Genomic DNA, 22,463 nt, shown 5'->3' on the forward strand with positions numbered 1-22,463 from the left:
GTTTTATAAGGAAAGATAAAGGAAAAACCCTCTGAAAACTATTTTTCCCACCGTACCCTTATCCCTTGAATGCCTTGGTAATTAAATTTTTGGTCGGTAAGAATTTCAAATTCGTTTTTTCGATAGAATTCGATGGGTGATCGGTAGTATTCCCCATTCTTTCTAAGTTCGGTATCCCTATCGACCACCCAACCGTTCAATCGGGCATTGTTCTCTTTGGCAAGGTCCAATAATTTCGAACCGTAGCCTTTTCCCTGCGCCGATGCATCAAGCAGCATGGCGAACCATCGTTCCCGGTCTCGAACGAAATAAAGCAACCAACCTTTGATAGTGTTGTTTTCATCGTAGAGGATAATATGGTGTCTGTCGGAGAGTGCTTCGAGGTATTTTTCAAAATCATTTAAGGACGACTGTGCTATTTTTTCAGGGAATTCGGTATTCCACAGTTCAATAACTTGAAGCTTTTCGGTTTTGGTCAAAGAAGATGTTTGTCTAAGGCGCATCGTTAGATAATTTAAAAGCACGCCCTATCCCCACATTCTTGAAATAAAAGTGGCTATACCCGGTATACTTGGAAAAAGACAAACTCAAGTTATCGTTTCTTTCCCATCCTTTAAAGTCAAAATGCCCTTTCCGCAAGCTTTTTGCTTTTTCATGAGAGGCTGGCCAAACTCTTCTCCAAAGTCTCTATTTTTGCCTCTGCATCGGCCTGTTTCTTTTTTTCCAAGGCGATGACCTTTTCAGGGGCGTTTTGGACAAAGCGTTCATTGCCCAATTTCTTTTGAACAGATTGCAAAAAGCCCTTGGTGTAATCCAGTTCAGCCTTTATCTTCTCTATTTGGGCGGCTATATCAATCGATCCACTAATAGGAATAAAATATTCATTGCTCTTTACTCGAAAGCTCAAGGCTCCTTCCAGGGGCGCATCGACATACGTAATTTCGGATATATTGGTAAGTTTGCTTATGACCGTATCCCAAGTGGTGCCGCATTTTTCTTCGTTTAATACGGAAAGGCCGATCGCCTCTTTCATCGCAATCTGTTTTTCTTTACGAATGGTGCGTATTCCCGTAATCACCCCATCGGCAAAGTCAAAACCTTTTATCAGCTCATGATCGATCGCACCGACTTCGGGCCACTGGGAAACAATCAAGGCTTCCTCAGGCGTCCGTTCGGCCATGTGCTGCCAAACTTCCTCGCTCAGGAAGGGCATAAATGGATGTAAAAGCGTTAAATTTTGTTCGAACAGATAAATGACAGCATCCAAGGTCTTTTGGTCAATGGGCTGCTGGTAGGCCGGTTTGACGATTTCCAAGAGCCAAGAACAAAAGTCGTCCCAGACCAACTTATAAATGGCCATTAAGGCATCCGAAATACGGTACTTGCCAAAATGATCCTCGATTTCGGCGAGGGTCTGGTTGAATTTGGCGGTATACCAATCAATGCCCAATTTGGCAGCCTCCGGTTGTTCCAAATCGGCTACTTCCCAGCCTTTAACCAACCGGAAGGCATTCCATATCTTATTGGCAAAGTTTTTTCCTTGTTGACAAAGATCTTCGTCGAACATTAAATCGTTTCCGGCAGCGGAACTCAACAATAATCCTACACGTACCCCATCGGCGCCGTACTCCTCGATCAATTTTAGTGCATCCGGGGAGTTGCCAAGTTGCTTGGACATCTTTCGGCGCTGTTTATCACGCACCAGCCCGGTAAAGTATACATTCTTGAACGGACGCTCATTGCGGAATTCGTATCCGGAAATTATCATTCGTGCCACCCAGAAAAAAATGATGTCCGGTGCCGTGACCAAGTCATTGGTCGGATAGTAGTACTCGACTTCTTTATTATCCGGTTCCAGAATACCGCCAAACACACTTATTGGCCACAACCAAGAAGAAAACCAGGTGTCCAATACGTCGCCATCCTGTCGCATATCGGTCATCGCAAGGTCAGCGTTTTTCGACTTTTTCCGGGCCAGTCGCAGTGCTTCCCCCTTCGTTTCGGCCACTACAAAATCATCCTGACCTTCACCATAATAGAATGCCGGAATTTGCTGCCCCCACCATAGCTGACGGGAAATATTCCAGTCGCGAATGTTCTCCATCCAATGCCGGTAAGTATTTTCGAACTTTTTCGGGAAAAACTTTACCTCTCCCGTTTCCAAAACCGCCTTGATAGCCGGTTTTACCAACTCCTCCATCCGAAGAAACCATTGAACGCTTAGCCTAGGTTCAATGACCGCCTTGGTGCGCTCAGAGGTCCCCACTTTGTTCATATACTGCTCTGTCTTGACCAAAAAGCCTTTTTCTTCCAACTCTTTCGCAATGGCATTTCGGACCACGAAACGGTCCTGACCCTCATAGTGTAGGCCATGAGAGTTCAAGGTAGCGTTCGCATTGAAGATATCAATGGCCTCCAGCCCGTGTTTTTCTCCAAGGGCCTTGTCGTTCGCGTCGTGGGCCGGGGTTACCTTTAAACAACCGGTTCCAAACTCCATATCGACGTATTCATCCGTGATAATCGGGATGGCCCGACCACAAATGGGAACAATCGCTTTTTTACCTTTTAAATGGAGATATCGCTCATCGTGGGGATTTATACAAATTGCCGTATCGCCCAAGATAGTTTCAGGTCGGGTGGTAGCGATGGTCACCGTTTCGTCCGAGCCTTCTATCGGATAGGCCAAATAGTACAAAAGACCTTGTTTTTCTTCATAAACAACCTCTTCATCCGATAGGGTTGTCAACGCCTCCGGGTCCCAATTTACCATTCGATACCCCCTATAGATGTGTCCCTTGTTGTACAAATCAACAAACACCTTGATGACAGAGGCATACATGTCATCGTCCATGGTGAACTTGGTACGGTCCCAGTCACAGGAACAACCCAGTTTCTTGAGTTGTTCCAAAATAATCCCACCGTATTCATCGGTCCAAGCCCAAGCGTGTTTTAAGAACTCTTCCCGTGACAATTCTGCCTTTTCGATGCCTTCGGACTTTAACTTGGCAACTACTTTTGCCTCGGTAGCGATAGAGGCATGATCCATTCCCGGTACCCAACAGGCATTTTTGCCCATTAATCGGGCCCTACGTGTCAACACATCTTGAAGGGTATTGTTCAACATATGCCCCATATGCAACACCCCTGTTACATTGGGAGGGGGAATAACGATCGTGTAAGGCTCCCTTTCATCGGGCGTGGAATGAAAGTATCGATGCTGCATCCAGTACTCGTACCAGCGTTGCTCAACGTTTTTTGGCTCATATTTTGAAGGAATCTGCATATTTTGGTACGGTATTTGTCAAAGTAAGGGCGGTCGCATGAAAGGCGATGCAAAAAGATGTTAAATGTTAATAAGTAGTAATTTTTTCGCACAATTTTAAATACGAAACAAAAATAAGTAACGTTAATAGATAACAAAAGAATTTTGGAGGTTCATCGCAAAAGATTACATTTGAAATTCACCCAAAACTAAAATTATCATGAAAAAAATAGTACTTGTATTATTTGTAGGATTGCTAGGACTTAGCCTTACTGCCCAAGATAAGGCGGCAAAAATAGAGTTCAAGACCGAAACCGTGGATTACGGAACCATTGAGAAAGGCGCCGATGGCATACGGGTATTCGAATTTACCAATACAGGAGATGCTCCGTTGATCATCAGCAAGGTAAGTTCAAGTTGTGGATGTACTATCCCTAAAAAACCGGAAGAACCTATTCTACCAGGTAAAACCGGGGAAATCCAAGTGAAGTACGATACGAATAGGGTAGGTCCGATTAGAAAGGCAATTACGGTCATCTCAAATGCGGATACCCCTACTAAAGTCCTGAAAATCAAAGGTGAGATAAAAGCACCGGAAGGAAAATAAAGAGTAGTAATCAAGAGAAAATAAAACCCTGAGGTCGTTGGTCTCAGGGTTTTTCTTTGAACATATTTTTGAGCACAAAACTAAAAAGCAGGTCGGAATTGGAACGTTCTATCAACACCTTGATCCGCTTACCTTCTTTCTCGTTGAGCATGTGTAGGATCTCCTGCAATTTATACGTATGTACCTTCTTCCCGTTTACTGCCAAAATGACATCGCCCTCGCGGAGTCCCGCTTCCGCCGCAGGGCTTCCTGCACGAATTCCCGAGACGATAATTTCGGGAACAAGACTCAATCTTGTCTGATTTTGGAAAAGTAGTTGTACGTTGCCAAACCCGCCTTTATTTTTATCATTTCGTAGAATACCACGTTGATCCGTGATTCTCTCGGAGATATAGCGTAAACCATCGTGCTGTAAATCGAGGCCGCTCATATTGTATTGAAACGGGTCGTTAAAGCTGTGATTCTTTCGAAGGGTGATTTGACCCTTGGGATAATCAAATATGATATTGAATCGTTTCAGGACCTCTCCCCCCAAGCTTCCATTGCGGTCGCCCAAGTTCTTGATCTCATTGAACGAAGCCGCATCGGGAAATGCCGCTTTCGCATCCTCCAAAACAAAGCTTCCAATTTTAAAACCTTTTACCATGGTTCGTTTTCCAAAAATATCGCCATTCAATCCCTTCCCGAGAAAATCCTCGTAATTCTTATCGGGTATATCGATTTCTTCATTTTCAAAAAGCCAAATGGCATCACTACTTCCAGAATCTACCAACAGTCTCACAGGAATATTTTCCTCGTCTTTTAGAAACACCTCGCCAGTGACATAGGCCTTCTTTCTGATAATCGATAAGGGCAGGGTTTCATATTTCTTACCGGTCTTGTATTTGTAAGAAATAGGATCATGGAACTTAATGGTCTTACTCGCGTAATTAATATCGACCACAAAATCCCGAAAAAGGTCATACCCGATGATTCCGTGGATAGGAATGCCTAAATTCGGGGAAAAATTCATATTCTTATCCAACACCACGTACAATTGTTGATCCCTATTTTCGATACCGCCCAGCTTAAAATGGTTTTCCTTTGAACTCAAGGCCTCAATGGGCTCACCATCGCCCAACCCCCGAATCGTAATTTCCGAGACCTTGTTGATCTGTAACGAGTCTTGGTCGAACAGATTAAAGAGAATGGGTTTGCCCACCCCGGAATCCAAAATAAAGGAAAGCTCACTCCCGTTGACCTCCATCGGAATCACGATGAGGTTATTGATCAGCTCAAATTTCACCCGTTGCGACTGTTTACCTACCGGCAATTGAAAGCCCTGCGCCGATCCAAAAAATGGAGCACAAACGAATAGGAATGAAAAAAAGATTAAAAAACGCTTCAATTCTTCTATATGATGGGGTTACTTCTCTTAAAGTTAGTCATTTTGTCCCATAAGTATTTGTTAATTAACACTATGGGGCAACAAGAAATAAAACCGACTGTTGTTGCTTTGTCCGTAATGATTTCCCATTTTTGCGCTAAATCTGCTTGCACATGCCTAATGTTTCCCAAAAAGGGCTATCGATGCCCGAATCGCCCATCAGAAAATTGGTACCCTTTGCAGAGGCCGCCAAGAAAAAAGGAGCGACCGTAATACATCTCAACATCGGCCAGCCCGATATTAAAACGCCCCAAGTCGCCTTGGATGCCGTAAGGAATAACACTATCGAAGTCCTGGAGTATAGCAGAACGGAAGGCTCGGAAGGCTATCGCGAGAAGCTGGTCGCCTATTACGCCAAAAATGACATTCACGTAACGGCAGGCGATATCATCGTTACTACCGGGGGGTCTGAGGCTCTTTCATTCGTAATGGGCAGTATTGCCGATTCGGGGGACGAAATCATTATTCCAGAACCTTTTTATGCCAATTATAACGGATTTGCCACAGCGGCGAATGTAAAGGTAGTACCCGTTGTATCGCATATCGATAACAATTTTGCCTTACCTCCCATTGAAGCGTTCGAAAGGCTGATTACCCCGAGAACCAAGGCTATCTTGATTTGTAATCCCGGCAATCCGACAGGCTATCTGTACAGTAAGGAAGAAATCAAAAAACTTGCCCACATTGTCAAGGAGCACGATATATTTTTAGTGGCGGACGAAGTGTACCGCGAGTTTACCTATGATGACCGAAAGCACTACTCCGTATTACAGGAAGAAGGCCTTGGCAATCATGCCATTATCGTAGATTCCGTTTCAAAGCGGTACAGTATGTGTGGCGCCCGTATAGGTTGTCTGGTTACCCAGAACAAAGAAGTAATCAAAACGGCATTGAAGTTCGCCCAGGCAAGGCTTTCCCCACCCACCTATGCCCAGCTGGCCAGCGAAGCTGCCTTGGATACCCCGCAGAGCTATTTTGACGATGTAAAGACCGAATACGTTGCCAGAAGGGACCTGCTCTTGCAAGAGCTCGAGAAAATAGAGGGAGTAAAGATAGGGCGTCCTCAAGGTGCTTTTTATTGCATAGCGGAACTTCCCATTGAGGATGCCGATGATTTTGCACAGTGGCTTTTGGAAGATTTCAGGGTGAACAATGAAACGGTAATGGTAGCTCCGGCAGCAGGATTTTATGCTACTCCCGGGTTGGGAAAAAACCAAATTCGCATTGCCTATGTGCTCGACCAAGAACGGTTAAAACGTGCAGTAAATATATTAAAGGAGGCCTTGAAAAGTTATATAGGCTAATGCAGATACAGGAAAACAAATCCCTTACTCGCTATAATACTTTTGGCATCAAGGCCAAAGCGCGATTTTTCTGTGAAGTACATTCGATAAAAGACTTACGCGAAGTACTTCGGATGGAGCAGTACCCAAAAAAATTCATACTCGGAGGCGGTAGCAATATGCTCCTCACCAAAGATATTGACGCCTTGGTGCTATATATCAACATGAAAGGGAAGGAAGTCGTTTCCCAAAATGAAACGCATGTCTTCTTGAAGGTGATGGCCGGCGAAAATTGGCACGAATTGGTACTTTGGACGATGGAGCAGGACTACGGCGGACTTGAAAATATGTCCTTGATTCCCGGTAACACCGGAACCGCACCGATACAAAATATCGGGGCTTACGGGGTGGAGCTCAAGGATTCCTTCGTGGGTTGTGACGCCATGAAACTAGATACCCGGGAAATATATACCTTTACAAAGGAAGATTGCCAATTCGGTTATCGTGATTCTTTTTTCAAAAACGAGGGTAAAGGAAAATATATCGTTACCTCGGTTACCTTTAAACTGACCAAAAAAAATCACCAACTGAACACTTCCTACGGTGACATCGAAACACAGTTGCAAAAAAATGCAGTTAAAGAAGCTACCATTCAAGAGGTTTCCAAGGCGGTGATAGCCATACGACAGAGCAAACTACCAGACCCTTCGGTTTTGGGCAATAGCGGCAGTTTTTTCAAGAATCCAGTGGTTGACAAGGAAGTTTTTAAAAACTTCACCGGCGCGCATCCCGATGCCCCCTATTACAAAGTTTCCGACGATTTATATAAAATCCCTGCTGGTTGGCTCATAGAAAAATGCGGTTTTAAAGGCAAACGCTTCGGGGACGCCGGCGTTCACAAGCACCAGGCCTTAGTGTTGGTCAATTACGGCAACGCTACTGGTACCGAAATTCTGCATCTCGCACAAAGAATAATGAAATCGGTGGAAGAAAAATTCGGCATCATTATCACGCCAGAGGTAAACATCATTGATTAAATCATGATGATTGTGATTCCTTTCAAGCAAATCAAGCCCCCTTTACAAGCTTGAATTCTTTTTCACGAAAGCGAGAATAAAAATAACCCTCGAAGAATGTACTACGAGGGTTATACCAAACCAAACTAACCAAAAACTAAATGCACAGTTACCAGCTGCACATTTATCTAATTAAAATTTAGAGATAACGCTGCTTTACAATCAATTTTATAAATTAGCGTTTACCTATATACGGTTCTGATAATACCTTTGGATGCCCGAGTCACAAAAAAAGTCATAAACCCCATATTTCCATGAGCACACTTCTTGAAAAGCATATCGTAGAATTGCTTCAGGAGCGAAATGAAAAAGCCATTTCCCTTTTGTACGAACACTATGGGGATACCCTTTTCGGTGTTGCAAACAAGGTAGTCAGGGACGAGGAATTGGCGCAGGATGTATTGCAGGAAAGTTTCGTGAAGATCTGGAAGAAATCCGATTCCTATGACTCCTCCAAGGCAAAGCTTTTCACATGGCTCTTTCGCATCACCAGAAACACGGCAATCGACAAATTAAGAAGCGCCAACACAAAAACCGATAAGGAAATCCAAATAGATGTTTCAGACGTATATACGTTAGGTGTCGATAGCATTCGACCGGAGTTAATGGATGTCCGGGAGAATCTTGATAAAATTGAGGTAAAGTACCAAATAGTACTCGAAGCCTTATTTTTTCAGGGAATGACCCAACAGGAAGCCAGCGAAGAGTTAGATATTCCTTTGGGAACCATAAAATCCCGATTAAAAATCGGACTGAGGGAACTCAAAAAGATATATAATCCGGTTTCGCTACTGATACTAGTTTTAAACCTGATACAATAATAGCAGGAGGAAATCGACCAAATCAATTGATGATACCCCCTCCGAACAAATGAACTGAAACGATGAAAGATAAGATTAAAATATTTTTGGATTCGGACCTACTGGAGAAATATCTGATAGGGTCTACCACAGAGCAGGAAAACCTCCAAGTGGAACGATACATTGCCATGTACCCGGAGGTACGGAAAACCTACGATGAGTTGCAGGAAAATTTGGAGGCATTTGCCAAAATGCATGCTATCAAGACCCCTGAAGGATTGAAAGAAAGAATTTTAGCACGGATCAAATCTGAAAATGTCGGTAGAAAACGTTTTCTACGATACGCCATTGCTGCAAGCGTTGCCACGATTCTATTCGCAGGAGCGTCTTACTTCTTCTGGAGCGAAAACCAAATGTTACAGCAAGAAAATGCCATTGTTAACAGTAAAATCGAGAGTCTGGAAGCCGATATGAGGGAAGGGTTGGAAGATGTTAGGAACCAATTCATCGTATTAAACAATCCCCAGACCAAAAAAGTCGATATTAAGGGCAACAAAAAAGCCAAGGAGTTGAAAGCGGTGGCCTATGTAAACCCGGTTAAAAAGCTCTCTTATATCAATGTTAGCAAATTGCCTAATTTGCCCGAAAACCAATGCTTCCAAATGTGGGCCGAGGTAGATGGGAAAATGATCAATCTAGGAGTCATCGAGGAAGCTGCCGAAGCCGACAAATTATTGGCCCTGCCCTATGCGGACAAAGCGATGGGATATATTACTATTGAGCCCAAAGGTGGCAACAAGACCCCTACGGTGGAAAATATCGTCGCAAACATCTCCTATTAGCATATGCGCTATACAGTTTTAAAAGCCTGACGTTTCCGTCAGGCTTTTTATTTTTGTACCTTTGTCAAAACATTCAGGCATGAAGCTTCTTTTACTAACCATAGGCCTTTTGGCGCTCGCGTTCGCTGGAATCGCCATTAAGATATGGTCTAAGAAAGATGGTAAATTTGCGGGCACTTGTGCCAGTCAAAGTCCATTTTTAAACAAAGACGGTGAGGCTTGTGGTATGTGTGGAAAATTGCCCAGCGAGCAAGACTGCCGCAAAGATACCATCTCCGTATAGTCTAAGCCCCCAACCTGACGTACTTATCATAAATCTTTTTTTTGGAAAAATCCGAAAACACACTCCAAGCCATCATCAAAAAGGCAAAAATGGGTAACCAAATTGCGTTTAGCATGCTTTTGGATCGTTTTTGGAACGACGTATACGGGTTTCAACTGAAACGCACTCAAAATGAAAATGATGCCGAAGATATTAGTATACAGACTTTTTCAAAGGCGTTCGATAAGATAGACACCTACGATGAATCGTATGGGTTTAAAACATGGCTTATTACTATTTCCAAAAACATCCACATCGATTTGGTGCGAAAGCGAAAGCGAGACATTCTCGGAACGGATGGTGGTAGCAATGAAGCCGTTAAAAAGGTCTTGGACGATGCTCCGACGGCCGAAGATCGTTTAATTACCGAACAAAATCTAGCGACATTGTTGCAGTACGTCAAAAAGTTAAAACCACACTACCAAGAGGTTATTAACCTTCGGTATTTTCAGGAGCTCAGCTATGCCGATATCGCCGAACAACTCAATGAGCCCATCAACAATGTAAAGGTCAAGTTACTGCGGGCGAAAAAGTTGTTGGCCGAGGTTATCAAAAACAGATCATAAGCCGAGAGGAGCCGTTCGCGGAGCAATAGGTTTCAAAAATCGATGACCATAAGGCATTCGTCCAAAGAATCCAGGATTTTACCAAATCGAACAATTCTATACCTAAATTAGGACTGTCGATAGTAACAGGATGCAAGCCAACCGAACGCTAAATAGTTCGTATATTTGCTTCTCAAAAAAAATGACATGAGCACAGATACTTTCGCTAATGTAGCCCCACCAAAGGGAAAGCCAAAATGGCTCAGGGTAAAGCTTCCGACGGGGAAGAAATACACCCAATTACGAGGTCTGGTCGAAAAATATGACCTTCATACTATTTGTACCTCGGGTAGTTGTCCTAATATGGGCGAATGCTGGGGTGAGGGTACCGCGACCTTTATGATTTTGGGGAATGTTTGTACCCGTTCCTGCGGTTTCTGCGGCGTGAAAACAGGGAGACCCGAACAAGTGGACTGGGCAGAACCTGAGAAGGTAGCAAGATCCATCAAGATCATGGGCATCAAACATGCGGTAATTACTTCGGTAGATAGAGACGATTTAAAGGATATGGGTTCCATTATGTGGGCGGAAACCGTTAAGGCCATCCGGCGTATGAACCCTGAGACCACGTTGGAAACCCTCATACCCGATTTTCAAGGCGTTGAAAGACATTTGGACCGCATTATCGAGGTGGCGCCCGAGGTAGTCTCGCACAATATGGAAACGGTAAAAAGACTTACCCGTGAGGTACGTATTCAAGCTAAATATGAAAGGAGCATCGAAGTACTGCGCTATTTGCATGTAAATGGTGTGAACCGTACCAAATCGGGTATCATGTTGGGCTTGGGCGAGTTGGAGGAAGAAGTGATCGAGACCATGGAAGACCTTCGAAATGCGAACGTAGATGTGGTTACCATAGGCCAATATCTTCAGCCCTCGAAAAAACACCTTCCGGTTAAGGAGTTTATTCTACCGGAGCAATTCAAGAAATATGAGGAAATAGGACTTAAAATGGGCTTCCGTCATGTTGAAAGTGGCGCTCTGGTACGATCTTCATATAAAGCTCACAAACATATCGACTAGGTCCCAGCACAATGAGGGCTTTTTTAACCCCAATATGACAATCGTGTTATTCCGAACCGGCCTTTTCATTCATTATAACCCCCGTAAATTCTGGAGCTCCCACTATTTTCATGAGACAAATTAACGTAGGTATCAACGGTTTTGGAAGAATTGGTCGCACCCTATGCAGGCTATTGACCAATCATCCAGAAATAAGGGTGGGCGCCATCAATGACCTTGCAGACAGTCGAACCTTGTCGCACTTATTAAAGTACGATAGTATACATGGGGTATTCGATGGCGATATTACACACGATGACCTTCATATAATCGTCGAAGGCCGGAAAATACCCTTGAGCAATGCCGATCATCCCAAAAAAATTGATTGGCGGGCCCACGATATAGATATCGTTGTTGAAGCAAGCGGGAAGTTCAAGGACAGGGACACTTTACACTACCACCTCCGCAATGGTTCGAAAAAGGTAGTCTTATCCGCGCCCCCGACAGACGACAACATAAAAATGGTGGTGTTCGGGATCAACGAACAGATTTTGACCGCTGAGGATGATATGGTTTCAAATGCGTCCTGTACGACCAATAACGCCGCTCCAATGATCAAAGTCATTAACGATCTCTGCGGAATCGAACAGGCTTACATCACCACCGTGCACTCCTATACCTCTGATCAAAGCCTTCATGACCAGCCCCATCAAGACCTACGACGGGCCAGGGCAGCCTCGCAATCGATCGTGCCTACCACTACAGGTGCAGCAAAGGCATTGACCAAGATTTTTCCCGCCCTCTCGGAGGTAATTGGCGGCTGTGGAATACGTGTACCCGTACCAAACTGTTCCCTGACCGATATTACCTTGAATGTTAAAAGAACGACCTCTATCAAGGAAATAAACAGTACTTTTAAAAGAATTTCACATAACAAACTGAAAAACATACTTTTATATACTGAAGACCCAATAGTTTCCGTTGACATAAACAATAGTTGTTATTCTTGTACGTTTGATTCACAGATGACATCGGTCATAGGCGGTACCATGGTGAAGATTATAGGATGGTACGATAACGAAACAGGATACAGTAGTCGGATAATCGATTTGGTCCAATTGCTTATCGATAAAAGGTTTATTTGAGGATAAAGCACCTACATATAGAGCAGTTCCTATGTTGCCTAGTGTTTACACTATTGACGATTGGGGGAACGTATGCCCAAGACTCTATCCCAAATAAATCGTACGAGGCCTATTCTCAGGAGGCTATGACCTACAGACATCAGAATAAATTAGACCTTGCGTTGGTTGCATTGGAAAACGCCGCCAAAGTGGCCGAGCAAAACGATGATATAAAAGCGGTCATTGATGCATTGCACAAATTCTCAATAGTTTATCTGGAACTGGATAAAAAAAGTAATTCCGAAGTTTATTGGGACCGTGCCAACGCTCAATTGAAAAAGATGGAGTACCCCTTCGGTAACGCGGTGCAAAAGTTCATCGGTGCCCTATACAAATATGGGGAAGGAAATAATTTTCAGGCGATCGCGGAACTGAACGAGGCAAAACAGCTAAGCAATGATCGAAATCTCGTTAATAACATATTGCTTGCCGAGGGAAATATCTATATGGCGTTGGAAAAGTATGATGTCGCCTCCAAGAATTTCAATTCGCTGATTATCAATACAGATCCTTATGAGCAGGAATATCTATCGACCAAAGCCAGTTTGGGTCTGGCACAATTGCATCTAGCGACGAACAACTTGGAAGAAGCTGCCCTAAATGCTGAAAACGCTCTGGGCCTGGCCCGCCAGCATCATTTTTTTGTGGAGGTCGTGGCCTCGAACGAACTGTTATCACAGATTTACGAAAAAATGGGTCGCTTTGACCTAGCGGTACGGAATGTACGAAACCTATTGGGCATCAAAGATTCACTCTTCACTTTGGACAAACTCAAGACCGAGGCCAAGGCAGCGGAGAAAATTCAATTTGATTTTTTCACGGGTGAAATAGGGAGATTGGAGGAAAAAAACGAAGAGTTGAGCCAAGAGGCACGAAGCTCTGAATTGACCGCCATCCTGACTTCCGCTTTTTTGACCATTATCTCGCTTTTGGCCGTATCGCTTTATCGTAACAATCAAATAAAGCTAAAGACCAACGACCTATTGCAAACAAAGAATAACGAGCTACAATTGGCAAGGGATGCCGCCGTACAGGCCATGGAAGCCAAGACCAATTTCCTTTCTACCGTAAGCCATGAGTTAAGAACCCCGTTATATGCCGTGACAGGACTTACCCATCTTTTGCTGGAGGAAAACCCTAGCGAGAACCAAAAGGAACACCTAAAGGCCCTCAAATTTTCGGGAGATTACCTGTTGAATTTTATCAATGATATCTTACATATCAATAAAATCGATGCAGATAAGCTCGAGCCATTATCCATAGAATTCAATCTAAAAAAGGTCCTGAAAGAAGTAATCGACTCGCTACAGCAAAGTGCCAAGGAAAACAAGACCCAAATCGTTTTGGAATATGACGAAGACATTCCATCCCATTTGATGAGCGACCCCCTGAAGCTATCCCAAATATTTATGAACTTGGTGGGTAATGCTTTGAAATTTACCAAAAATGGTGAAGTAAGGGTCATCGCCAAGTTGATGAAAAAATTCGAGGAAGATGTGACACTTTATTTTGAAGTAGCGGACAACGGCATCGGCATTTCCAAAGACCAACAGGAAAACATCTTCGATGGCTTTGAACAAGGTTCTATTCAAATCAACCGGGAGTATGGCGGTACGGGGCTCGGACTCACCATTGTAAAGAGTCTTTTGGGCCTTTTTGGAAGCAAAATCCAACTAGAAAGCGAATTGGGCAAGGGTAGTTCGTTCTTTTTTGAATTAAAGTTGAAAAGCAAGGATAGTCTGGTCGATGATATTCCCTTTGAAATCAGTGAAAACAATTATGAGTTCAAGGGATTGCACCTTTTAATTGTCGAGGATAACAAAATCAATCAGGTCATCACGAAAAAAATGCTTTCCAAGAAAGAGATAACCAGCGATATCGCTAATAATGGTACCGAAGCCGTAGAAATGGCAAAAGCCAATATATACGATGCCATCCTAATGGATATTCACATGCCCGGTATTAGTGGTGAGGAAGCGACCATCGAAATTAGAAAATTTGACAAAGAAACCCCCATTATCGCGCTCACCGCAATCTCCTTGGACGATAGCTTGGAAAGTTTCTACGCGGCGGGATGCGATGATGTGGTTACCAAACCCTTCAAACCGGAAGTATTCTATCAAAAGATCGGTGAGAATATCTTTGACAAAAAAAGGGTTAAGAACCCTGCTTCATAAAATCCAGGATATCATTTTCAAATTCTTGGACATCTCCGGCAAAAAATCGGTGCTTAATGGGGATGTAGTACAAATTCTTTACCCGGTCTTTCAAGCGTACATAGTCTTTTTCCGTGGTTAGCAGTTTATTCTTGGAATTAAAAAGTTGCAGCTCGTTATCGGTAAAGAAGTGATGGTCCTTGAAACGTAAATGTTCACAGCGAATTCCCTGCTGTTGCAGGTAGTCGAGAAGTGGCCCTGGATCGGCTATTCCTGTCACTAGAGTTGCGCCATCTTTAAAGAAATCAAGCGGCCTCTTTGTACCATCACCAATGATCGCCTCCCCATAATCAAGATAGCTGAAGAGCACCTTTTGATGTTCTTTGGGTTGCAAATTGGTTATTATCTGTTTTCTTTCCGATTCCGAAAGCCCTGTCGGACATTTTGTAACTACGATGATATTGGCCCTTTGCGCCTGACTTTTGCTGTCGCGGAGATTCCCCGTAGGTAGGTACCAGTCGTCGTTATAGAGCTTTCCGTAAGCTGTCAATAAGATGTACAGACCAGCCTGTACCTTTCGGTGCTGAAAGGCATCGTCCAATAGAATAACCTCCGGATTGACCGTTGCCTCGAGGGTTTCGATACCTCGTTGCCGGTTAGCATCGACAGCCACCGTGATTTTTGGAAACTTTTGATACATTTGAAAGGGTTCATCGCCCAAATCGGTAACCTTACTCCCGGAATCGCCCAAAACAAAGCCGACAGATTTACGCTTATAACCACGACTTAACACCGCAATACGGTATGGGTCTTTCAATATCCGGATCAGATACTCTGTCATAGGGGTCTTACCGGTGCCCCCAACACTGAGATTACCGATACAGATGATGGGGGTTTTAAAAGACGTGGATTGAAACAAGCCTTTGTCATATCCATAATTTCGAAGGCGTACGACAAGCGCATAAATCAGTGAAATCGGGAACGCTATTTTTCTAAGCAGCTGCACGGCAACGAAAATATAATATTTTATCTTTGAATACCTTATCCAAATGATATGACCGTTAAAGAAGTGACCCTTCTAGTGGAAGAATTGGCTCCATTGGGCCATGCCGAGGATTTTGACAATGTCGGACTTTTAGTAGGCGACTACGATACCGTAGTTTCTGGTATTTTGGTAACCTTGGATACTTTGGAAAATGTGGTCGACGAGGCAATCGCCAACGACTGTAACCTCATCATTAGCTTTCATCCAATCATCTTCGGGGGTTTAGAAAGGCTCAATGGCAACACCTACGTGGAACGGGTGGTCATCAAAGCGATTCAGCATAATATCTGTATCTACAGTATGCACACGGCATTGGATAATGCACCGCGGGGTGTGAATGCCAGAATCTGTGAGGTTCTGGGAATTCAAAACCCTCAAATACTGATTCCCAAAAAGCGAACCCTAAAAAAACTGACCACTTACGTACCCAATACGGAAGCGGAAAAGCTAAGAGGGGCGCTCTTTGAAGCTGGTGCCGGCCATATCGGAAATTACAGCCATTGTAGTTTCAGCATGGAGGGTATTGGAAGTTACCGTGCAGGTGCCGGTGCCCAACCGACGAAGGGGGAAATAGGTAAAACCCATTTTGAACAGGAGCAATGTGTGAATGTCATCTTCCCGGTCACGCGAGAGGCACGTGTATTAAATGCACTTTTTCAGAATCATCCCTACGAGGAAGTGGCCTATGAAGTGTTGACCTTGGAAAACACTGATCAAACCGTCGGCATGGGGATGATCGGTAGGCTCGAAAAGCCAATAGATCCCAGGAAGTTTTTAGAATCGGTACGAGATAGAATGAACGCCCAAGGTATTCGCCACTCACGATTACTGGACAAAAAAATACAAAAAGTTGCTGTTTTAGGGGGAAGCGGGGCCTTTGCCATCGGGGCCGCCAAGAAAGCGGGAGCGGATATGCTGATTACCTCGGACCTCAAATACCACCAGTACTACGAAGCGGAAGATAAGATAGTCATCGCCGATATCGGACACTATGAAACTGAGCAGTTTACAAAAAATCTTTTAGTTGATTATCTTACGAAAAAAATGCCTAATTTTGCAATCCGTTTATCGGAAAGTAAAACCAATCCAATCAATTATTTATAAGTATGGCGAAAAAAACAGAAGCAACGGTAGAAGAAAAATTAAGGGCATTGTACGATTTGCAATTAATCGATTCTAGGGTTGATGAAATCCGCAATGTACGCGGGGAGCTTCCATTGGAAGTAGAGGATCTTGAAGATGAAGTTTTGGGCCTGAAAACTAGAATGGACAAATTAAAGACCGATGTGGAAACCATCAATTACGAGATTGGGGCAAAAAAGAATTTGATCGAGGAGGCCAAGGCCTTGATTAAAAAATATAGCGAACAACAGAAAAATGTTCGCAACAGCCGGGAATTTAATTCGATCAGCAAAGAATTGGAATTTCAGGAGTTGGAAATTCAATTGGCCGAAAAAAACATCAAGGAATTCAAGGCGCAGATAGAACAGAAGAAAGAGGTCATCGCGGAGACCAAGGAAAAGTTGGCCGAACGGGAAACCCATTTAAAACATAAAAAAAACGAGTTGGACGCTATTCTGGCAGAAACCGAAAAAGAGGAAAAAGCACTTTTATCACAGTCTGAAAAGTTCCAAAAAGAAATCGATGAGCGTTTGGTAAAGGCCTATGCGCGAATACGACGCAACGTAAAGAACGGTCTTGCCGTGGTTCCCATCGAAAGAGGGGCCTCGGGAGGTTCTTTCTTTACCATTCCACCGCAGGTACAGGTAGAGATTGCTTCCCGCAAGAAAATCATCACCGACGAGCACAGTGGTCGAATCCTGGTAGACCCCGTACTTGCTGAGGAAGAGCAGGAAAAAATGCACCAGATGTTCGAGAATCTATAACGAGAACGGTCGTATAAATGAAAGCCATCCCGAATTACGGATGGCTTTTTTTGTACCTTATGGGTATGAAAACACCGCTGCCACATTTGATCTTTGCAAAATCCGGCTACTTTTGTCTGTTAGTTGTCTTGATTCATTTTTCGCAGGATACCCATGCCCAAGAACTGGCAGATTATCAATGGTCGAACAGGATACTAGTGTTGGTCGATACTGACCATAGGTCAAAAGCGTTACAAAGTCAACTACGGCTTTTACAAGAGAGCTCCGACGATTTGGTCGATAGGGACCTGATTATCTTTTTGGTCGATAACACCCAAATAAGAAACGCAAAAGGGGAACCGATCCCTATGGATCGTGAAAAGGTTCTAAAAACGATACAGGTGAAAAACGATTTTAGCGGAGTGGTGCTGATCGGGAAGGACGGAGGGGTAAAGTTTAAGGAGACTTTTCAGGTAGCGCCCCAACAGGTTTTCGACTTGATCGATAGCATGCCCATGCGGAGAAGCGAATTAAGAAACAAGGGATGAAACCAAAATTAACATGGATAGAAGTGCTGTTCCTGGTATTGGCCGTTATAGGGTTAGCCGCAACCTGGTATTATAATGCACTCTTTTATTTGGAAGTCGATGACACCTCTATTGGGAACTTCATCGCCCTGACAAAAACCACGCTACCTGCCAAGTCGATCAATGCCGATATTTCGGTGGTAGCCATTACTTTTTTAATTTGGATGGTCTATGAGGCACGGAGGTTACAAATGAAGCACTGGTGGCTTTTTATACCCTTGACTTTTTTGGTCGCCCTGGCTTTCAGTTTTCCACTCTTTTTGTTCTTTAGGGAGCGAAAGATTCGGGGGAACGCCCATCTGTCAAAGCAAACTTAAAATTTTCTGTTCGACTTCCGGACTATCCCATTTCGCTTCTAAATTGGGCATTTGCATGACTTCCTGCATAATCTTCTCCTGTGCATCACCGATAGCCAATGCCTCTGCGTAGGGCCGCTCCGAGAAAGTAACCCTGGAATACGCCGGAATCCATTTTTCGGGATGTTTTGAGGCGAAATGTTTCTCGATCTTCTTTTGTAACAAAAACTTGGGGTCGGCTGTTTTACTGCTCATTTCCATGAAATTTCGATAACTGAGCTCGGCAATGGCATCGGCGTTCGGTTTGCGTTCTTTTTGGTAGGTCTGGAAGATGGTCTCCCAGTCGTCCCCGTACCGTTTCATAATCCTATTCAAGGCGTATATATCTTCAAAACCTGCATTCATTCCCTGTCCGTAAAAAGGTACTATGGCGTGGGCCGAATCACCTACCAAGGCAACTTTGTCCCAATACGTCCATGGGTAACACTTCATGGTCACCATGGCACTGGTCGGATTTTTGAAGAAGTCTTCAAGTAGGTCGTCCATCACCTGCATCACATTGGGGAAATACTTGGAAAAGAATTCCCTGGCCTGTTTTTCGGTAGTAATATTTTCAAAAGAAACCTCCCCTTCGAAAGGCATGAACAAAGTACATGTAAAGCTGCCATCCAAATTGGGCATCGCGATCAGCATAAACGCTCCCCTAGGCCAGATATGAAATGAGTGTTTGTCCAGTTGATGGCTCCCGTCCTCATTTGGGGGAATTCGAAGTTCCTTGTAACCCACATCGATGAAATCCTGTGAATAGTCAAAGCGACTGCGTCTTTGCATCTTATGACGCACACGTGAAAAAGCACCATCGCAACCAAAGACCATGTCATACCGGTACTCCTTCCACTCCCCCTTTTCGGTTTCCCCAGTGTAGATTTTAGCCTCTGGCAAATTGATGTCCCATACCTTTTCCTCGAAACGGAACGCTGCCCCGGCCCCTTCGGCCAAATCGATCATTTTTCTATTGAGAACCCCTCGGGAGATCGACCAAATAGCCTCGCCTTCTTTCCCATAGTTTTGAAAATATTCGGCCTGTCCGATAACGTGCATTGCCCGCTTGTACAACGGAATGGCGATTTTTTTGACTTCCTTTTCGATACCCACCTCCCTTAATGCCTTCCAACCTCTGTTACTCATCGCAAGATTAATGGAACGACCTGAAAACTCGACGTTTCGGATGTCGGGCCTTCTATCAAAAACGGTGACGGCATGGCCCCATCTTCTCAGATAAATGGCAAGTAGTGAACCCACCAGGCCCGATCCAATGATGGCGATGTTTTTCGGAGTTTGTGTCATAAGCTTTCCGATTATGGAGATGTTGAAATAAACCTTAAAGATAACAAAATAGCACTCCTTCCCCGACGCCGATTATTTTCCGTTTTACATTGCAAAGCAATACCTTATCTTTTTTTTAACATGTAGGAAAAGTCTATCGCATGTTTCGCTCACGTATATATACTAAATATTCCGCTACGGCGCCTATATATATCCAAAAAGTCCTTCACAATAAGCTTGCGAAGGACTTTTTCATTATTACGAAAGTACAAAGACTATTCTAGGATTCCGTCAACAATACCGTATTCTACAGACTCCTCGGCATTCATCCAGTAGTCCCTATCGAAATCCTTTAACACCCTTTCATAATCCTGGCCACAATTTTCGGCCAGTAAACGGGCACTCAATTCCTTGGTTTTGATTATTTCCTTGGCTTGAATCTCGATATTCGATGCCTGCCCCCTGGCGCCACCACTAGGCTGGTGAATCATCACCTGTGCATGCGGCTGGATAAAGCGTCTACCTTTTTTACCAACAGAGAGCAAGATAGATCCCATCGACGCGGCCAGACCCGTACAAATAGTTGATACAGGACTCTTCAACGATTTTATGGTATCGTACATAGCAAAGCCCGAGGTGACATATCCTCCAGGACTATTGATATATAATTGAATTTCCTTGTTGTTTTGTAAATCCAAATACAGAAGACGATCAATGACATGCTTGGCAGATTCATCATCGACCATGCCCCAAAGAAACACTTTGCGTTCCTCCAACATCTTTTGGTCGATAGCCTCTTGTATTTTCCCTTTTTTTGAACTCATTTGTTAATTTTTAGCAGTTTCAAAAATACTCATTTTATCCTTAAAAACTAGGGTACTAAATTGCTGGATTTTCTAATAATAAAGTCAAAAGCGTTTATCTTTGAGCAAAACACTGAAAATGAAGAAGTATCTACTCGCCCTATCACTGATTACCGGAATTCTGACAGGTTTTACCACCATCGATGAGGGCAATGCCCAGGAACCGCCCATTCCCGAAAAAATTGCCAATGCCAACGGATTTGAAAACTGGCCAAAGGTAAAAGAGATCAAGTTTACGTTCAATGTAGATCGGGATACGACCCACTTCGAACGTAGCTGGATTTGGAACCCCAGGACCAATGACATTACAGCCACCACCGCGGAAAGCACCTTGGAATACAACTGGGCCGATATGGACAGTACAGCCTATAGGACCAATGCCGGTTTTATCAATGATAAATACTGGCTTTTGGCGCCTTATCAATTGGTTTGGGACGGTGATAATATTACCTATGAACATCAGGCAGCCGTTGAAGCGCCCATCAGCAAGAACAAAATGCAGAAGCTCACAATTGTGTATGGTAACGAAGGGGGATATACCCCCGGCGATGCCTATGATTTTTATTTTGGAGACGACCTCATCGTTCAGGAATGGGTATTTCGAAAGGCCAATCAGTCAGAGCCTTCCATGATTACTACTTGGGAAGACTACCAAGAAATAAACGGTTTAAAACTCGCGACGATGCACAAAATGCCGAACAGCAAGTTTAAATTGTATTTCACCGGGGTGGAAGTAACAACCGATTAACCTCTCGACCTGTTCATCACGAAGGTAGCTCCAAGCACTAGGAATGCACAACAAAGGAGAATTATAAAACAAATGATCAGGGAAGTACTTTTGGCGACAAAACCCAATACGGGGGGCGCCACCAAAAATCCCATATAACCCATACCCGCTATAAAGGAAACTCCTTGGGAAGATTCCACACCTTTCACATTACCCCCTATTCTGAAAAGTTCGGGTACCATCACCGAGAACCCGAGTCCGCTAAGCGCAAAACCCATAATCGCCAAATTGGTCTGTGTGGTCAATACCAATAGGTGCCCGGCAATTGCAATCGAGGCGCCAAGTGCCACCATCTTTACCGAACCCAACTTTTCACTGATACCATCACCCAAAAATCGCCCGAGTGTCATGGTGACCTGAAACCCTAAAAAGCCGGCACCCCATAACGCTTCCGGCGCGATGCTTATTTCCTTCAGATAGAGTCCGCTCCAATCGACAATGGCCCCTTCGCTGCCCATCGACATAAAGGAGACCAAACCAAGCAGTAAAAGTGGTTTGAACAGCTTTAAACTAAAAGGCTCCTTTTCGACCGGGGCCGCCTTCACGGCATAATATCTTTTCATGAAAAACAGATTAACCCCCAACACCAACAACACGGCAATCAACATATGCAAGGGCGGATTGTCCAAAGGCCCTATCAAAAAACTTCCGAGACCTGCCAATACACCCCCAAGGCTAAAAAACCCGTGTGCCGCCGACATGAATTTTTTCCTATCCTCTTTTTCCAATTCCGTGACCAGGGTATTCATGGAAATATCTGTGAAACCATGGGTCGCTCCCATTAGAAACAACGCTCCCATCAGCGTGTATAGATTAGGGGCCATCAGTGGCAAGAGCCCGGCAAGACAAATCAAAAAAACACCAAAAGTCGTGGCCCTGCCCACACCGACCCTATTAATAATCCTGGCTGCAATAGGAAAGACCGTGAAGACGCCAAGGGAAAGAAAAAAAATCGCCAGTCCCAATTGGGATTTATCGATGTCCAAATTTTCCTTTACCGTCGGAATGTAAATCGCCCAGGTGCCGAATAGGATATTGAGGCTGGCAAACACCCATGCCGGGCCAAAATACCTAGGGTTCGAAAGAATGAGCAGAAGGGATTTCATTCAAAATGGCTTAGAAAGCGGCT

22 protein-coding genes are annotated in these 22,463 nt (G+C 44.0%); 15 read left to right on the forward strand and 7 right to left on the reverse strand.

From position 1 onward, the window contains the following. Positions 1 to 38: 38 nt before the first annotated feature. Complete coding sequence (locus FK220_RS15580; RefSeq protein WP_152575281.1) at positions 39 to 503, reverse strand: GNAT family N-acetyltransferase; 465 nt, start codon at positions 501 to 503, stop codon at positions 39 to 41. Between the two features lie 149 nt (positions 504 to 652). Further along, positions 653 to 3,283 (reverse strand): valine--tRNA ligase, encoded by a 2,631-nt coding sequence (locus tag FK220_RS15585; RefSeq protein ID WP_152575282.1) that lies wholly within the window; start codon positions 3,281 to 3,283, stop codon positions 653 to 655. A 199-nt stretch (positions 3,284 to 3,482) separates the two neighbouring features. Between FK220_RS15585 and FK220_RS15590 the strand changes: the two genes are divergently transcribed. Continuing rightward, a complete protein-coding gene (locus FK220_RS15590; protein WP_152575283.1) occupies positions 3,483 to 3,869 on the forward strand; it encodes a DUF1573 domain-containing protein in 387 nt (128 codons plus the stop codon). Between the two features lie 43 nt (positions 3,870 to 3,912). Here FK220_RS15590 and FK220_RS15595 read toward each other — a convergent pair whose 3' ends face one another. Then, positions 3,913 to 5,154 (reverse strand): aspartyl protease family protein, encoded by a 1,242-nt coding sequence (locus tag FK220_RS15595; RefSeq protein WP_317168342.1) that lies wholly within the window; start codon positions 5,152 to 5,154, stop codon positions 3,913 to 3,915. A 254-nt stretch (positions 5,155 to 5,408) separates the two neighbouring features. On the opposite strand from FK220_RS15595, the gene FK220_RS15600 reads away from it, so the two are divergent. From FK220_RS15600 to FK220_RS15640, 9 genes are all read left to right on the forward strand, one after another. Continuing rightward, complete coding sequence (locus FK220_RS15600; protein WP_152575284.1) at positions 5,409 to 6,599, forward strand: pyridoxal phosphate-dependent aminotransferase; 1,191 nt, start codon at positions 5,409 to 5,411, stop codon at positions 6,597 to 6,599. After that, complete coding sequence (gene murB, locus FK220_RS15605; protein WP_152575285.1) at positions 6,599 to 7,615, forward strand: UDP-N-acetylmuramate dehydrogenase; 1,017 nt, start codon at positions 6,599 to 6,601, stop codon at positions 7,613 to 7,615. The genes FK220_RS15600 and murB overlap by 1 nt, the downstream gene beginning before the upstream one ends. Positions 7,616 to 7,908: 293 nt before the next feature. Further along, positions 7,909 to 8,475: an RNA polymerase sigma factor gene (locus FK220_RS15610; RefSeq protein WP_152575286.1), complete on the forward strand. Its 567-nt coding sequence runs from the start codon at positions 7,909 to 7,911 to the stop codon at positions 8,473 to 8,475. Between the two features lie 62 nt (positions 8,476 to 8,537). Continuing rightward, entirely contained in the window at positions 8,538 to 9,296 is a 759-nt protein-coding gene (locus FK220_RS15615; protein WP_152575287.1) for an anti-sigma factor, read from the forward strand. Positions 9,297 to 9,375: 79 nt separating this feature from the next. Further along, the gene (locus FK220_RS15620; protein WP_152575288.1) at positions 9,376 to 9,579 is read left to right on the forward strand and encodes a membrane or secreted protein; all 204 of its coding nucleotides are present in this window, start codon (positions 9,376 to 9,378) and stop codon (positions 9,577 to 9,579) included. 41 nt (positions 9,580 to 9,620) lie between these two features. Continuing rightward, entirely contained in the window at positions 9,621 to 10,184 is a 564-nt protein-coding gene (locus FK220_RS15625; protein WP_152575289.1) for an RNA polymerase sigma factor, read from the forward strand. Positions 10,185 to 10,370: 186 nt separating this feature from the next. Further along, positions 10,371 to 11,246 carry a lipoyl synthase gene (gene lipA, locus FK220_RS15630; RefSeq protein WP_152575290.1) on the forward strand — a complete coding sequence of 292 codons (876 nt, stop codon included), beginning with the start codon at positions 10,371 to 10,373 and terminating at the stop codon, positions 11,244 to 11,246. A gap of 110 nt (positions 11,247 to 11,356) precedes the next feature. After that, on the forward strand, positions 11,357 to 12,370 hold the full coding sequence (gene gap / locus FK220_RS15635; protein ID WP_152575291.1) for a type I glyceraldehyde-3-phosphate dehydrogenase: 1,014 nt from the start codon (positions 11,357 to 11,359) through the stop codon (positions 12,368 to 12,370). Beyond that, positions 12,367 to 14,586 carry a tetratricopeptide repeat-containing hybrid sensor histidine kinase/response regulator gene (locus FK220_RS15640; protein ID WP_238719061.1) on the forward strand — a complete coding sequence of 740 codons (2,220 nt, stop codon included), beginning with the start codon at positions 12,367 to 12,369 and terminating at the stop codon, positions 14,584 to 14,586. The genes gap and FK220_RS15640 overlap by 4 nt, the downstream gene beginning before the upstream one ends. On the opposite strand, the gene lpxK is transcribed toward FK220_RS15640, so the two are convergent. Continuing rightward, positions 14,567 to 15,571, reverse strand: coding sequence for a tetraacyldisaccharide 4'-kinase (lpxK, locus tag FK220_RS15645; protein WP_152575292.1), 1,005 nt, complete (start codon positions 15,569 to 15,571; stop codon positions 14,567 to 14,569). The two genes, FK220_RS15640 and lpxK, sit on opposite strands and share 20 nt — an antisense overlap. A gap of 48 nt (positions 15,572 to 15,619) precedes the next feature. Between lpxK and FK220_RS15650 the strand changes: the two genes are divergently transcribed. From FK220_RS15650 to FK220_RS15665, 4 genes are all read left to right on the forward strand, one after another. Beyond that, positions 15,620 to 16,714 (forward strand): Nif3-like dinuclear metal center hexameric protein, encoded by a 1,095-nt coding sequence (locus FK220_RS15650; RefSeq protein ID WP_152575293.1) that lies wholly within the window; start codon positions 15,620 to 15,622, stop codon positions 16,712 to 16,714. A 2-nt stretch (positions 16,715 to 16,716) separates the two neighbouring features. Further along, positions 16,717 to 17,496: a zinc ribbon domain-containing protein gene (locus tag FK220_RS15655; RefSeq protein WP_152575294.1), complete on the forward strand. Its 780-nt coding sequence runs from the start codon at positions 16,717 to 16,719 to the stop codon at positions 17,494 to 17,496. Between the two features lie 65 nt (positions 17,497 to 17,561). Next, entirely contained in the window at positions 17,562 to 18,023 is a 462-nt protein-coding gene (locus FK220_RS15660; RefSeq protein ID WP_166204947.1) for a DUF4174 domain-containing protein, read from the forward strand. Next, positions 18,020 to 18,379, forward strand: coding sequence for a DUF2834 domain-containing protein (locus FK220_RS15665; protein WP_152575296.1), 360 nt, complete (start codon positions 18,020 to 18,022; stop codon positions 18,377 to 18,379). Before FK220_RS15660 ends, FK220_RS15665 begins: the two co-directional genes overlap by 4 nt. On the opposite strand, the gene FK220_RS15670 is transcribed toward FK220_RS15665, so the two are convergent. Both FK220_RS15670 and FK220_RS15675 read right to left on the reverse strand, forming a co-directional pair. Beyond that, entirely contained in the window at positions 18,365 to 19,705 is a 1,341-nt protein-coding gene (locus tag FK220_RS15670) for an FAD-dependent oxidoreductase (protein WP_152575297.1), read from the reverse strand. The genes FK220_RS15665 and FK220_RS15670 overlap by 15 nt on opposite strands. Positions 19,706 to 19,959: 254 nt before the next feature. Next, positions 19,960 to 20,508: a ClpP family protease gene (locus tag FK220_RS15675; protein WP_152575298.1), complete on the reverse strand. Its 549-nt coding sequence runs from the start codon at positions 20,506 to 20,508 to the stop codon at positions 19,960 to 19,962. Positions 20,509 to 20,626: 118 nt separating this feature from the next. On the opposite strand from FK220_RS15675, the gene FK220_RS15680 reads away from it, so the two are divergent. Then, positions 20,627 to 21,295 (forward strand): hypothetical protein, encoded by a 669-nt coding sequence (locus FK220_RS15680; RefSeq protein ID WP_152575299.1) that lies wholly within the window; start codon positions 20,627 to 20,629, stop codon positions 21,293 to 21,295. Here the strand turns inward: FK220_RS15680 and FK220_RS15685 are convergent. Beyond that, positions 21,292 to 22,440, reverse strand: coding sequence for an MFS transporter (locus tag FK220_RS15685; RefSeq protein ID WP_152575300.1), 1,149 nt, complete (start codon positions 22,438 to 22,440; stop codon positions 21,292 to 21,294). The two genes, FK220_RS15680 and FK220_RS15685, sit on opposite strands and share 4 nt — an antisense overlap. Between the last annotated feature and the right edge of the window lie 23 nt (positions 22,441 to 22,463).

It is taken from the genome of Pelagihabitans pacificus, assembly GCF_009371985.2.
Classification (GTDB): Bacteria; Bacteroidota; Bacteroidia; order Flavobacteriales; family Flavobacteriaceae; genus Pelagihabitans; species Pelagihabitans pacificus.

Coding starts and splice junctions, on each gene's coding strand:
- FK220_RS15680 (WP_152575299.1), top strand. CDS start 20,627: ATGAAGAAGTATCTACTCGCCCTATCACTGATTACCGGAATTCTGACA.
- FK220_RS15615 (WP_152575287.1), top strand. CDS start 8,538: ATGAAAGATAAGATTAAAATATTTTTGGATTCGGACCTACTGGAGAAA.
- FK220_RS15620 (WP_152575288.1), top strand. CDS start 9,376: ATGAAGCTTCTTTTACTAACCATAGGCCTTTTGGCGCTCGCGTTCGCT.
- FK220_RS15580 (WP_152575281.1), bottom strand. CDS start 503: ATGCGCCTTAGACAAACATCTTCTTTGACCAAAACCGAAAAGCTTCAA.
- FK220_RS15685 (WP_152575300.1), bottom strand. CDS start 22,440: ATGAAATCCCTTCTGCTCATTCTTTCGAACCCTAGGTATTTTGGCCCG.
- FK220_RS15660 (WP_166204947.1), top strand. CDS start 17,562: ATGAAAACACCGCTGCCACATTTGATCTTTGCAAAATCCGGCTACTTT.
- FK220_RS15670 (WP_152575297.1), bottom strand. CDS start 19,705: ATGACACAAACTCCGAAAAACATCGCCATCATTGGATCGGGCCTGGTG.
- FK220_RS15610 (WP_152575286.1), top strand. CDS start 7,909: ATGAGCACACTTCTTGAAAAGCATATCGTAGAATTGCTTCAGGAGCGA.
- FK220_RS15650 (WP_152575293.1), top strand. CDS start 15,620: ATGACCGTTAAAGAAGTGACCCTTCTAGTGGAAGAATTGGCTCCATTG.
- FK220_RS15655 (WP_152575294.1), top strand. CDS start 16,717: ATGGCGAAAAAAACAGAAGCAACGGTAGAAGAAAAATTAAGGGCATTG.
- FK220_RS15590 (WP_152575283.1), top strand. CDS start 3,483: ATGAAAAAAATAGTACTTGTATTATTTGTAGGATTGCTAGGACTTAGC.
- gap (WP_152575291.1), top strand. CDS start 11,357: ATGAGACAAATTAACGTAGGTATCAACGGTTTTGGAAGAATTGGTCGC.
- murB (WP_152575285.1), top strand. CDS start 6,599: ATGCAGATACAGGAAAACAAATCCCTTACTCGCTATAATACTTTTGGC.
- FK220_RS15675 (WP_152575298.1), bottom strand. CDS start 20,508: ATGAGTTCAAAAAAAGGGAAAATACAAGAGGCTATCGACCAAAAGATG.
- lipA (WP_152575290.1), top strand. CDS start 10,371: ATGAGCACAGATACTTTCGCTAATGTAGCCCCACCAAAGGGAAAGCCA.
- FK220_RS15585 (WP_152575282.1), bottom strand. CDS start 3,283: ATGCAGATTCCTTCAAAATATGAGCCAAAAAACGTTGAGCAACGCTGG.
- FK220_RS15665 (WP_152575296.1), top strand. CDS start 18,020: ATGAAACCAAAATTAACATGGATAGAAGTGCTGTTCCTGGTATTGGCC.
- FK220_RS15600 (WP_152575284.1), top strand. CDS start 5,409: ATGCCTAATGTTTCCCAAAAAGGGCTATCGATGCCCGAATCGCCCATC.